This window comes from Streptomyces sp. SID3212, assembly GCF_009865405.1.
Lineage (GTDB): Bacteria > Actinomycetota > Actinomycetes > Streptomycetales > Streptomycetaceae > Streptomyces.
In genome coordinates, this window is sequence record NZ_WWJY01000789.1 from 1 (window position 1) to 12,173 (window position 12,173).

Below are 12,173 nucleotides of genomic sequence, written 5' to 3' on the forward strand. Positions count from 1 at the left end.
GGTCGGGGCCGCCGGGCCCGGCGAACGCACGGAGGCGCTGGCCAAGGCCCTGAGCGCCGACGGGTACGCTGCCACGGCGCGCGGCGCGGCGAACCAGCAGGGCGAGCAGCTCTGCCAGCACCACTGCCCGGTCGCGCACGTCGCGGAGCAGTACCCCCAGCTGTGCGAGGCGGAGACGGAATTCTTCTCCCAGCTGCTCGGTACGCATGTACAGCGGCTGGCCACGATCGCCCACGGCGACGGGGTCTGCACGACGTTCATCCCCCGAGCCACCGCGTCCCCGCAGACCGGTGGAGCGCAGACAGGCGGAGCGCAGACCGCGTCCCCCGAGACAACCGATCAAGCATCCGAAAGCAAAGCCGGGAGGAACCCCGCATGACGCTCCCCACGGAGACCGCCCACCCCGAACTCGATGGCCTGGGCACGTACGAATTCGGCTGGGCCGACTCGGACGCCGCCGGCGCCGCCGCGAAGCGCGGTCTGTCCGAGGCTGTCGTGCGCGACATCTCCCAGAAGAAGAACGAGCCGGAGTGGATGCTCAAGCTCCGGCTCAAGGGCCTCAAGCTCTTCGGCAAGAAGCCGATGCCGAGCTGGGGCTCCGACCTCTCCGGCATCCACTTCGACAACATCAAGTACTTCGTGCGGTCCACGGAGAAGCAGGCGGAGTCCTGGGAGGACCTGCCCGAGGACATCAAGAACACGTACGACAAGCTCGGCATCCCCGAGGCGGAGAAGCAGCGCCTCGTCGCCGGTGTCGCCGCGCAGTACGAGTCGGAGGTCGTCTACCACCAGATCCGTGAGGACCTGGAGGAGAAGGGTGTCATCTTCAAGGACACCGACACCGCGCTCAGGGAGAACCCGGAGCTGTTCCAGGAGTACTTCGGGACGGTCATCCCGGTCGGCGACAACAAGTTCGCGTCGTTGAACTCGGCCGTGTGGTCCGGCGGATCGTTCATCTACGTCCCGAAGGGCGTGCACGTCGACATCCCGCTCCAGGCCTACTTCCGTATCAACACGGAGAACATGGGCCAGTTCGAGCGGACGCTGATCATCGTCGACGAGGACGCGTACGTCCACTACGTCGAAGGCTGTACGGCCCCGATCTACTCCTCGGACTCGCTGCACAGCGCCGTGGTCGAGATCATCGTCAAGAAGGGCGGCCGCTGCCGTTACACGACCATCCAGAACTGGTCGAACAACGTCTACAACCTCGTCACCAAGCGCGCCGTGGCGTACGAGGGCGCGACCATGGAGTGGGTCGACGGCAACATCGGCTCCAAGGTCACCATGAAGTACCCGGCCGTGTACCTGATGGGCGAGCACGCCAAGGGCGAGACCCTGTCCATCGCCTTCGCGGGCGAGGGCCAGCACCAGGACGCCGGCGCCAAGATGGTCCACATGGCCCCCAACACCTCCTCGAACATCGTCTCCAAGTCGGTGGCGCGCGGCGGCGGCCGTACGTCCTACCGCGGTCTCATCGAGATCGGCGAGGGCGCCCACGGCTCCAAGTCCAACGTGCTGTGCGACGCGCTGCTGGTCGACACCATCTCGCGCTCCGACACCTACCCGTACGTGGACGTCCGCGAGGACGACGTGTCCATGGGCCACGAGGCGACCGTCTCCAAGGTCTCCGAGGACCAGCTCTTCTACCTGATGAGCCGCGGCCTCTCCGAGTTCGAGGCGATGGCGATGATCGTGCGCGGATTCGTCGAGCCCATCGCCAAGGAACTGCCGATGGAGTACGCGCTGGAGCTCAACCGGCTGATCGAGCTCCAGATGGAGGGCTCCGTCGGCTGACGGACCCGCCACCAGGCCGGGCGGAGACCCGCCCGGCCCCCTCGTTCCCCCGTCCCAGAGGCAGAGAGTGAGCACCACGACAGCCATGGCTGAGGCTCAGAACATTCCGGCGGGCTCCACCACCGCCGGTTCGATCGCGGTGGCCGCCGAGTCGACCGTCGCCACGCGCATGAGCGCGCCCCCCTCCTTCGACGTGGCGGACTTCCCCGTCCCTCACGGCCGTGAGGAGGAGTGGCGGTTCACGCCGCTGGAGCGGCTGCGTGGCCTGCACGACGGCACCGCCGTCGCCACGGACGGCAGCGTCACGGTCGAGGTGACCGCCCCCGACGGCGTCACCGTCGAAACCGTCGGCCGCGACGACGCGCGCATCGGCAAGGCCGGTACGCCGGTGGACCGGATCGCCGCCCAGGCGTACTCCTCCTTCGAGAAGGCCTCGGTCGTCTCGGTGGCCAAGGAGACCGTCCTGGCCGAACCGATCAGGATCGACGTCCACGGCGAGGGCGGCACCGCCTACGCGCACCAGGTCATCGAGCTCGGCGCCTTCGCCGAGGCCGTCGTGGTCATCGACCACACCGGCGACGCGGTGCTCGCCGGGAACGTCGACTACCTGATCGGCGACGGCGCGAAGCTCACCGTCGTCTCCGTCCAGGACTGGGACGACAAGGCCGTCCACGTCGCCCAGCACAACGCGCTGGTCGGCCGGGACGCCTCCTTCAAGTCCATCGTCGTCACCTTCGGCGGCGATCTCGTACGGCTCCACCCGCGCGTCCGGTACGCGGGCCCCGGCGGCGAGGCCGAGCTGTTCGGTCTCTACTTCACCGACCGCGGCCAGCACCAGGAGCACCGCCTCCTGGTCGACCACAACGCGCCGAACTGCAAGTCCAACGCCGCCTACAAGGGCGCGCTCCAGGGCCAGGACGCCCACGCCGTGTGGATCGGCGACGTGCTCATCCGCGTCATGGCCGAAGGCACCGACACGTACGAGATGAACCGCAACCTCGTCCTCACGGACGGCGCCCGGGTCGACTCCGTGCCGAACCTGGAGATCGAGACCGGTGAGATCGCCGGCGCCGGACACGCCTCGGCGACCGGCCGGTTCGACGACGAACAGCTCTTCTACCTGATGTCACGCGGCATCCCGCAGGCCGAGGCGCGCCGCCTCGTCGTCCGCGGCTTCTTCGCCGAGCTGGTCCAGCAGATCGGACTGCCCGACGTCGAGGAGCGCCTGCTGACGAAGATCGAGACGGAGCTGGAGGCGACGCTGTGAGCGTGCCCACCACCTTCGTCCGCGTCTGCGGCCTCGGCGAGCTGGAGGAGGACACCCCGAAGCGGGTGGAACTCGACGGCACGCCCGTCGCCGTCGTCCTCACCGAGGGCGAGGTGTTCGCGATCAACGACATCTGCTCGCACGCGAACGTGTCGCTCTCCGAGGGCGAGGTCGAGGACTGCATGATCGAGTGCTGGCTGCACGGCTCCAGCTTCGACCTCCGTACCGGCAAGCCGTCGAGCCTTCCCGCGACGCGCCCCGTCCCCGTATACCCCGTACAGATCCAAGGGGACGATGTGCTCGTCTCCGTCACCCAGGAGTCCTGAGCCCCTATGGCTACGCTTGAAATCAACGACCTGCACGTCACCGTCGAGGCGGAGGGCGGCCCCCGCGAGATCCTCAAGGGCGTCGACCTGACCGTCAAGCAGGGCGAGACGCACGCCATCATGGGCCCCAACGGCTCCGGCAAGTCGACCCTCGCGTACTCGCTGGCGGGCCACCCCAAGTACACGATCACCGGCGGCACGGTGACCCTCGACGGCGAGGACGTCCTCGCGATGACCGTCGACGAGCGCGCCCGCGCCGGCCTCTTCCTCGCCATGCAGTACCCCGTCGAGGTCCCCGGCGTCTCCGTGTCGAACTTCCTGCGGACGTCGGCCACCGCGATCCGCGGCGAGGCCCCCAAGCTGCGCACCTGGGTGAAGGAGGTCCGGGAGACCATGGAACGCCTCCAGATGGACCCGGCCTTCGCCGAGCGCAACGTCAACGAGGGCTTCTCCGGCGGCGAGAAGAAGCGCCACGAGATCCTCCAGCTCGAACTGCTCAAGCCGCACATCGCGATCCTCGACGAGACCGACTCCGGCCTCGACGTGGACGCCCTGCGGGTCGTCTCCGAAGGCGTCAACCGCGTCAAGGAGACCGGCGAGGTCGGCACCCTGCTGATCACGCACTACACGCGGATCCTCCGCTACATCAAGCCCGACTTCGTGCATGTCTTCGCCCAGGGCCGTATCGCCGAGTCCGGCGGCGCGGAGCTGGCCGACAAGCTGGAGAACGAGGGCTACGAGGCGTACACGAAGGGTGGCGTCACCGCGTGACACAGCTGCCGGGCCTCCTCACACCGTCGAGCACGCCGTCGGGACGGCTGCTCGACGAGGCGATCCGCAAGGACTTCCCCCTGCTGGATCGTGTGGTCCATGACGGGAAGAAGATCGTTTACCTGGACAACGCGGCGACGTCCCAGAAGCCGCGCCAGGTCCTCGACGCCCTCAACGAGTACTACGAGCAGCACAACGCCAATGTCCACCGTGGCGTGCATGTGCTCGCCGAGGAGGCCACGGCGCTGTACGAGGGCGCGCGTGACAAGGTCGCCGCCTTCATCAACGCGCCCAGCCGCGACGAGGTCATCTTCACCAAGAACGCCTCGGAGTCGCTCAACCTCGTGGCCAACATGCTCGGCTGGGCCGACGAGCCCTACCGGGTGGACCACGAGACCGAGATCGTCATCACGGAGATGGAGCACCACTCCAACATCGTGCCGTGGCAGCTGCTCTCGCAGCGCACCGGCGCGAAGCTGAAGTGGTTCGGCCTCACCGACGACGGCCGGCTCGACCTGTCGAACATCGACGAGATCATCACCGAGAAGACGAAGATCGTCTCCTTCGTGCTGGTGTCCAACATCCTCGGTACGGTCAACCCGGTCGAGGCGATCGTCCGGCGGGCGCAGCAGGTCGGCGCCCTGGTCCTGATCGACGCCTCGCAGGCCGCGCCGCACATGCCGGTGGATGTCCAGGCCCTCCAGGCCGACTTCGTGGCCTTCACCGGCCACAAGATGTGCGGTCCCACCGGCATCGGCGTCCTCTGGGGCCGCCAGGAGCTGCTGGAGGACCTCCCGCCGTTCCTGGGCGGCGGCGAGATGATCGAGACCGTGTCGATGCACTCGTCGACGTACGCCCCCGCGCCGCACAAGTTCGAGGCTGGTACGCCCCCGATCGCCCAGGCCGTCGGCCTCGGCGCGGCCGTGGACTACCTCACCGCGATCGGCATGGACAAGATCCACGCGCACGAGCAGGCGATCACCGAGTACGCGGTGCGGCGCCTGCTGGAGGTGCCCGACCTGCGGATCATCGGCCCGGCCACGGCCGAGGAGCGCGGCGCCGCGATCTCCTTCACCCTGGGAGACATCCACCCCCACGACGTGGGGCAGGTGCTCGACGAACAGGGCATCGCGGTCCGGGTCGGCCACCACTGCGCGCGGCCGGTCTGCCTGCGGTACGGAATTCCGGCGACCACGCGGGCGTCTTTCTATCTGTACTCCACACCCGCCGAGGTCGACGCTCTGGTCGAAGGGCTGGAGCACGTCCGTAACTTCTTCGGATGAGGACTGAGCCGTGAAGCTGGATTCGATGTACCAGGACGTCATCCTGGACCACTACAAGCACCCCCACGGGCGCGGTCTGCGGGACGGCGACGCCGAGGTGCACCATGTCAATCCGACCTGTGGTGACGAGATCACCCTGCGGGTGCGGTACGAGGGCTCGCTGATCGCGGACGTCTCGTACGAGGGCCAGGGCTGCTCCATCAGCCAGGCCAGCGCGTCCGTACTGAACGACCTCCTCGTCGGCAAGGAGCTGGCCGAGGCGCAGAAGATCCAGGGCACCTTCCTGGAGCTGATGCAGTCCAAGGGCCAGCTGGAACCGGACGACGCGATGGAAGAGGTGCTGGAGGACGCGGTCGCGTTCGTCGGCGTCTCGAAGTACCCGGCACGCGTCAAGTGCGCCCTGCTGAGCTGGATGGCCTGGAAGGACGCGACGGCCAAGGCCCTCGCGGCCACCCCGGCCGGTGGCCAGGACGACGGCCAGAACGACCGCCCGACCAAGGAGACGGCATGAGCGACAACGAGACCGTGACCATGACCCCCGCCTCCGAGGAGGAGGTCCGCGAGGCCCTGTACGACGTGGTCGACCCCGAACTGGGCATCGACGTCGTCAACCTCGGACTGATCTACGGCATCCACATCGACGACGCCAACATCGCCACCCTGGACATGACCCTGACGTCGGCGGCCTGCCCGCTGACGGACGTGATCGAGGACCAGGCGAAGTCGGCGACGGACGGCATCGTCAGCGAACTCAAGATCAACTGGGTCTGGATGCCGCCGTGGGGCCCGGACAAGATCACGGACGACGGCCGCGAACAGCTCCGCGCGCTGGGCTTCAACGTCTGAGTCTCCCCTGACCCGTCCGACTCGCGGCGTTCCCGAGGGCCCCCGACCTGTGCGGTCGGGGGCCCTCGGGCGTGCTCAGGGGGTGGACGCCCGGGACAGGTGGGCGGCCAGGTTCTCGGTGCGGATGCGGCGGTCCAGGTAGATCAGGCTCAGGACCAGCTGGGGGAAGACCGTGGTGACGATCTGGGTGACCAGCTGGACCGCCAGGCCCAGGGGGACGAGGATCACGAGCAGGGCGAGCGGGGCCGTGGTGTCGGCCGGGTTGTCGGGGGCCGCCAGGGCCGGGCCCGCGACGAGGCCCAGGACGTTGAGTGCCTGCTGGACGACCATGACGGCCGCGGAGGCCGCCGCGTACGCGAGCAGGGTGATGCCGAACGTACGCCACCAGGAGCCGCGGACCAGCAGGGACGAGCGGCGCAGGGACGTGAGCGGGCCCTGGGACTCCACCACCGCCGCCGTCGGGGCCAGGGTGAAGCGGGTCCAGAGCCAGACCGCCGGGGGAGCCGTCACCAGGAAGCCCGCGAAGCCCAGTGCGATGAAGGCCGTCGCGTCCCCCGGGCCGTACGTGCTGACGACGGCCACCACGGAGGCCGCCACCCCCGTCGCGAGGAGCAGGGCGGGGACCAGGCCGATCAGGCCCGTCACCAGCATCACGCCGAGGACCGCGGGGACGCGGGCGGACGCCTGGCGCCAGAGCGGGCCGAAGGTGACCGGGCGGCCCAGGACGGCGTTCTGGACGACCGCCGGGCAGGCGGCCGTGGTCAGCGCGGTCGCCAACAGGACCGCCACCAGGCCGACGGCCGCGACGCAGCACACCGCGACCAGGAGTCCGGCGGACCGGTCCCACTCCGTGTCCAGGTCGCCGAGGGTGGACAGGCCGACCGCGGCCACGGCGATGCACGCCGCCGCGCCGACCACCAGCGCCGCCAGGCCGTACGCCGCGCAGGCCACGCCGAACAGGGGCTTCCAGTAGCGCCCCACCGTCGCGAAGGCGCCGTTCATGATCTCCGACAGGCCGAGCGGCCCCAGCGGTATCACCCCCGGCTTGGGCGGCGCCCAGCCGCCCCCTCCCCATCCGTACGGCCCGTTCCCGTACGTCCCCGCGCCCTGCGCCACTGTCCGGCCCCCCGCCTCGTGCTCACGTTCGAACGCCACACCGTAGCGGGTCGGCGCTGTGTACGGTCGTACGCATCGATGTGTACACTCGTCCATATGGGATATGGACTGCTCGCCGGGGCGATAGCGGCGGAGGTGGCCGGTACGACGGCCATGAAGTACAGCGAGGGATTCACCAGGCTCTGGCCCTCGCTCCTGACCGTGGCCGGCTACCTGATCGCCTTCAGCCTGCTCGCGCAGACGCTCAAGACCCTGTCCATCGGCACGGCCTACGCGATCTGGGCCGGCACCGGCACCGCCGCGATCGCCGCCATCGGCATGATCTTCATGAACGAGTCGGCGGGACCCGTGAAGATCGCCGGGCTCGCCCTGGTGATCGCCGGGGTGGTCGTCCTCAACCTCGGAGGTGCCCACTGATGAGCCACCACCCCGGAGGTGCCCGCCGATGAGCCGCCGCTACGACCCCGACCGGCGCCAGCGCATCACCGACGCCGCGCTGCGGGTGGTCGGGCACAGCGGGATCGCCGGGCTCAGCCACCGGACCGTGGCCGCCGAGGCGGACGTGCCCCTCGGCTCCACGACGTACCACTTCGCCTCGCTGGACGACATGCTGGCCGCCGCCCTGCGGCAGGTCAACGAGGGCTTCGCGGCGGCCGTACGGGACAGCGAGGCGCTCGCCGACCCGGCGTCCGACATGGCGGGCGAGCTGGCCAGGATCATCGGGGAGTGGCTCGCCGGGGACCGTACGGGCGTGGAGCTGGAGTTCGACCTCTACCTCGCCGCCCTGCGCAGGCCCGTGCTGCGGCCGGTCGCCGCCGAGTGGGCGGACGCGGTCACCGAGATCCTGGCGCGGCGCACCGACCCCGTCACGGCGCGGGCGCTGGTCGCGCTGATCGACGGGATCTGCCTCCAGGTGCTGCTCACGGACGCGGTGTACGACGCGGCGTACGCGCGCGAGATGCTGCGGCGGCTCATCCCCTGACGTGCCGTGTCATCCCCTGTCGTCCCGGCGGTAGGTTGGGCCGGTGAGCATCCCTCCCTCGGGTCCCGAGATCACCTACGCCGAGTGCAGGCAGTGCGGCACGCTGATCGCCGGGCTGGACGGCCGCTACAGCTGCGGGGTCTGCGGCTGGGTCAACCACCACTCCGAGGGCCACCGTGAACTGCCGCGCGCCGAGGACGACGTCGACCACCCGGCGGGCGGGGCCGAGGGCAACAGGCTGAGCTGAGTCCGGCCGGCTGTCCGGCGGTCCGGGTGTGTGCCGGCGGTGTCCGGGCACGCGGCGGTGGTCCGGGCGTGTGCCGGCGGTCCGGGCATGCGGCGGTGGTCCGGGCATGTGCCCGTCGGCCCGGACCGGTTGGCCCGAGCGGGCCCGGGACGGTTAAGTTCAGGGCATGACCGACACGTCTTCCTCCGCTTCCCCCCGTACCACCGGCGCCGCCGCCGCCGGGCTCGCCACGCTCACCGAGGACGGGACCGTCCTCGACACATGGTTCCCCGCGCCCGAACTCCTCGCCGAGCCGGGACCGGCGGGCACGGAGCGGCTGTCCGCCGCGCGCGCCGCGGAACTGCTCGGGGAAGGCGCGGCCAAGGCCGTCGGACCCGACCCGCGACGCGGGGTCGAGGTGGTCGCCGTCCGTACGGTCATCGCCTCCCTCGACGACAAGCCGCTCGACGCGCACGACGCGTACCTCCGCCTCCACCTGCTCTCCTACCGCCTGGTCCCGCCGCACGGCCAGAGCCTCGACGGGCTGTTCGGCGTGCTCGCCAACGTCGCCTGGACCTCGCTCGGCCCGGTCCCCGTGGAGGGGCTGGAGGCGGCGCGGCTCAACGCCCGCGCGGAGGGCCTGCACCTCCAGGTGACCTCGGTGGACAAGTTCCCCCGCATGACCGACTACGTGGCGCCCAAGGGCGTCCGGATCGCCGACGCCGACCGGGTGCGCCTCGGCGCGCACCTCGCCGCCGGGACGACCGTGATGCACGAGGGCTTCGTCAACTTCAACGCGGGCACGCTCGGCACGTCGATGATCGAGGGGCGGATCTCCGCCGGAGTGGTCATCGGTGACGGCACCGACATCGGCGGCGGCGCCTCCACCATGGGCACCCTCTCCGGCGGCGGCAAGGAGCGCATCGTCATCGGCGAGCGCTGCCTGATCGGCGCGGAGGCGGGCATCGGCATCGCGCTCGGCGACGAGTGTGTGGTCGAGGCGGGGCTGTACGTCACGGCCGGTACGCGCGTCACGCTGCCCGACGGCCAGATCGTCAAGGCGCGTGAGCTGTCCGGCGCGAGCAACATGCTCTTCCGCCGGAACTCGGTCACGGGCACGGTCGAGGTCCGCCCGAACAACGCGGTCTGGGGCGGCCTCAACGACATCCTGCACCAGCACAACTGACCCGGCGCGCTGCGGAGTTCGTACCACCGGCGGGCTTCGTACCGCCGGCGGAGCCGTACCTCTGTCGCGTCAGTCCCGCGCCGCGTGCAGCAACTCCCCGTACGTGGCCAGCAGCCCGTCGGCCGTCTCCCGGCCGGCGGGCAGCAGCGGTTCGCGGACCGGGCCCGCCGGCAGCCCGAGGCCGTCGAGGAGCGCCTTCGCGGTGACCGTGCCCGGCAGGCCCGACGCCATCATCGACTCGACCAGCGGCAGGGTGAGTTGGTTGAGCCGTACGGCCTCGGCGCGGTCGCCGGAGTCGTACGCGTCGAGCACCGCCCGCATCTGCCGGGGCGCGACGCCCGCCACCGTACTGACGTATCCGGCGCCGCCGACCGCGTACAGCGGCAGGTTCAGCTCCTCGCAGCCCGAGTAGTACGCGAGGGAGGTCCGGGCGATCGCCAGGGAGCTGGCGAGCAGGTCGTACGCGCAGTCCTTCACCGCCACCACCCGGGGGTGGGCGGCCAGCGCCAGCAGCGTGGCGGGCTCGATACGGGTGCCCGTGCGGCCCGGGATGTCGTACAGCATCAGCGGCAGGCCCGTCGCGTCCGCGACCCGAAGGAAGTGCGCCTCGACGGCGGCCTGCGGAGGGCGGCTGTAGTACGGCGTCACGACCAACAGACCGTCCGCGCCCGCCTGTTCGGCGTCACGTGCCAGCGCGACGGTGTGCCGGGTGTCGGCGCTGCCCACCCCCGCCACGACATGGGCGCGGTCGCCGACCTCCTCGCGCACGACCCGGACGAGCGCGGTCTTCTCCGCGTCCGTGGTGGTGGGGGACTCCCCGGTGGTGCCGTTCAGGACCAGCCCGTCGCATCCTTCGGCCACCAGACGCGCCGCGAGTTCGCGGGCGCCGTCCAGGTCCAGGGCGCCTGTCGTGGTGAACGGGGTGATCATCGCGCACAGAGCGCGGCCGAACGGACGCGGAGTGGTCATGTTCGCAGTGTCCGCCACTCCACCGTGAAGGTCTACTTAGATTTTCTCGCGTTCACGATGAAGCGGCGCTGTACGAAGACCTGTCCGACATTGGCGTCGAATGGGGATCGATAACGTGTTCGGAATGGGGCAGGATGCACGGCATGACTCGTTACTGGAGGCGCGGGCGCGGTACTCGCAGTCCGCGATCGAACTGGTCCGGGTGACCGGCATCCCCGGTACCCCCGTCGGCGGGACACGCGGACGACACCGTGGACCGCGACACCCTGCGCCGCGCCGCGGCCGCCGCCCGCCCCGCGAACGACGCGGAGCTGGACGCGCTGCTGCCCAAGAACCTCCCGACCGCGCCCGTGGAGCGGGGCGATCTGCCGCCCGTGGGCGACGGGGCACCGAACAATTCGGTGCCGGAAGGGGCGTCGGGCCGACCGGTGCGCCGATGGTCGACAGCCGTCCCGCACTGGTCCAATGGAGAACATGGAGAGTATGGACAACGAACACGCCGACAGGGGCGAACTGGACGCGCTGCGCGCGGCTTTCCCGGCGGAGCATTGTCTGCCGCCGCTGGGCTGGGACGGGGTCCGCGCCTTCGAGCGCGCCCACGACGTCGTCCTCCCGGAGCCGTACCGCACGCTGGTCGCCGAGATATGCGACGGATGCAGCGAGGGACCACCCGACATCGACGGACTCATACCGCTGGCGGCGCTGCCCGCCGACTGGGGGCCCGACGAGACCCAGCGGGTGCTCGCCGAGCCCTTCCCGCTGACCGAGGCCTGGGTGTGGGAGGACGACCCACGCCCGTACGAGGAGATAGAGCCGCTGATCGACGCGGTCAGCAACCACGGCAGCGTGGTGCTGGGCACGGACGGCTGCGGCATGTACTGGCACCTTGTCGTCACCGGCCCGCAGCGGGGCCGGCTCTGGAACATCAGCGACGTGGGCGCGGCACCGTTCGGGGCGGTGTTCGGGGCCACGGCCGCGGGTGACGGATTCGCCGGCTGGGTCGGACTCTGGTCCACCACCCGCCGGCCCTGGTACGACGTCGTGGTCTGACCCACCACTACCGCCTCGGGAGCGTTGAGTTCCACCGCACGGCACGGTCGGACTTCAGGGTCGGACCGGGTGATGAGGGCGCGCGTCAGGGGGTGCGCGCCGACAGGCCATCACCGGGACCGTGCGTGACCACCGCTCCCGAGAACACCACACACGGGTGCCGGCCCTCAGGATCGGCCGGGGCGCCCGGTGAGCCGGTGGCGAGGGGCCGGATACGTCTACGCTGGGGGCCGCCCCCGACCGTGTACGCCGCGCCGGGGGCCCGCCCCGACCGTGTACGCCGCGAGGAGAACCACCAGATGCCCGGAGATCGCACCTCCCTGCCGCCGGTGCGGCTGCCCTCGGACGCGGAGC

Annotated in this window: 14 protein-coding genes and 1 pseudogene; 13 read left to right on the top strand and 2 right to left on the bottom strand. The window is 70.5% G+C overall.

All coding sequences use genetic code 11. The annotated features are described in order from the left end of the window. The 8 genes and pseudogenes from GT042_RS23760 to GT042_RS23795 all read left to right on the top strand — a co-directional run. Nucleotides 1-379, top strand: a pseudogene (locus tag GT042_RS23760) (transcriptional regulator); the annotation flags it as partial. Further along, nucleotides 376-1,797, top strand: coding sequence for a Fe-S cluster assembly protein SufB (sufB, locus tag GT042_RS23765; protein WP_161310759.1), 1,422 nt, complete (start codon nucleotides 376-378; stop codon nucleotides 1,795-1,797). The pseudogene GT042_RS23760 and the gene sufB, both read left to right, overlap by 4 nt. Before the next feature lie 85 nt (nucleotides 1,798-1,882). Continuing rightward, on the top strand, nucleotides 1,883-3,064 hold the full coding sequence (gene sufD, locus GT042_RS23770) for a Fe-S cluster assembly protein SufD (protein ID WP_161310760.1): 1,182 nt from the start codon (nucleotides 1,883-1,885) through the stop codon (nucleotides 3,062-3,064). Nucleotides 3,065-3,066: 2 nt separating this feature from the next. Then, nucleotides 3,067-3,390 carry a non-heme iron oxygenase ferredoxin subunit gene (locus GT042_RS23775; protein ID WP_161310761.1) on the top strand — a complete coding sequence of 108 codons (324 nt, stop codon included), beginning with the start codon at nucleotides 3,067-3,069 and terminating at the stop codon, nucleotides 3,388-3,390. A gap of 6 nt (nucleotides 3,391-3,396) precedes the next feature. After that, a complete protein-coding gene (gene sufC, locus GT042_RS23780) occupies nucleotides 3,397-4,161 on the top strand; it encodes a Fe-S cluster assembly ATPase SufC (protein ID WP_161310762.1) in 765 nt (254 codons plus the stop codon). 47 nt (nucleotides 4,162-4,208) lie between these two features. Continuing rightward, a complete protein-coding gene (locus GT042_RS23785) occupies nucleotides 4,209-5,444 on the top strand; it encodes a cysteine desulfurase (RefSeq protein ID WP_161310770.1) in 1,236 nt (411 codons plus the stop codon). A gap of 10 nt (nucleotides 5,445-5,454) precedes the next feature. Then, nucleotides 5,455-5,955: a Fe-S cluster assembly sulfur transfer protein SufU gene (gene sufU, locus GT042_RS23790; protein WP_161310763.1), complete on the top strand. Its 501-nt coding sequence runs from the start codon at nucleotides 5,455-5,457 to the stop codon at nucleotides 5,953-5,955. Further along, complete coding sequence (locus GT042_RS23795; RefSeq protein WP_161310764.1) at nucleotides 5,952-6,290, top strand: metal-sulfur cluster assembly factor; 339 nt, start codon at nucleotides 5,952-5,954, stop codon at nucleotides 6,288-6,290. Before sufU ends, GT042_RS23795 begins: the two co-directional genes overlap by 4 nt. 75 nt (nucleotides 6,291-6,365) lie before the next feature. Here GT042_RS23795 and GT042_RS23800 read toward each other — a convergent pair whose 3' ends face one another. After that, on the bottom strand, nucleotides 6,366-7,445 hold the full coding sequence (locus tag GT042_RS23800) for a hypothetical protein (RefSeq protein ID WP_345943890.1): 1,080 nt from the start codon (nucleotides 7,443-7,445) through the stop codon (nucleotides 6,366-6,368). 57 nt (nucleotides 7,446-7,502) lie between these two features. On the opposite strand from GT042_RS23800, the gene GT042_RS23805 reads away from it, so the two are divergent. The 4 genes from GT042_RS23805 to dapD all read left to right on the top strand — a co-directional run bounded on the left by GT042_RS23805 (nucleotide 7,503) and on the right by dapD (nucleotide 9,800). Next, nucleotides 7,503-7,823, top strand: a complete 321-nt coding sequence (locus GT042_RS23805; protein WP_161310765.1) for a multidrug efflux SMR transporter — start codon at nucleotides 7,503-7,505, stop codon at nucleotides 7,821-7,823. Nucleotides 7,824-7,851: 28 nt separating this feature from the next. Continuing rightward, nucleotides 7,852-8,388, top strand: coding sequence for a TetR family transcriptional regulator (locus tag GT042_RS23810; RefSeq protein ID WP_161310766.1), 537 nt, complete (start codon nucleotides 7,852-7,854; stop codon nucleotides 8,386-8,388). A 43-nt stretch (nucleotides 8,389-8,431) separates the two neighbouring features. After that, nucleotides 8,432-8,635: a hypothetical protein gene (locus GT042_RS23815; protein ID WP_161310767.1), complete on the top strand. Its 204-nt coding sequence runs from the start codon at nucleotides 8,432-8,434 to the stop codon at nucleotides 8,633-8,635. Nucleotides 8,636-8,801: 166 nt separating this feature from the next. Beyond that, entirely contained in the window at nucleotides 8,802-9,800 is a 999-nt protein-coding gene (gene dapD, locus GT042_RS23820) for a 2,3,4,5-tetrahydropyridine-2,6-dicarboxylate N-succinyltransferase (protein ID WP_161310768.1), read from the top strand. Between the two features lie 69 nt (nucleotides 9,801-9,869). Here the strand turns inward: dapD and dapA are convergent, their stop codons facing one another. Beyond that, on the bottom strand, nucleotides 9,870-10,769 hold the full coding sequence (dapA, locus tag GT042_RS23825; protein ID WP_161310769.1) for a 4-hydroxy-tetrahydrodipicolinate synthase: 900 nt from the start codon (nucleotides 10,767-10,769) through the stop codon (nucleotides 9,870-9,872). A 483-nt stretch (nucleotides 10,770-11,252) separates the two neighbouring features. Here dapA and GT042_RS23830 point away from each other — a divergent pair, with 483 nt between their 5' ends. Continuing rightward, nucleotides 11,253-11,819 (top strand): SMI1/KNR4 family protein, encoded by a 567-nt coding sequence (locus tag GT042_RS23830; RefSeq protein WP_161310772.1) that lies wholly within the window; start codon nucleotides 11,253-11,255, stop codon nucleotides 11,817-11,819. Nucleotides 11,820-12,173 lie beyond the last annotated feature (354 nt).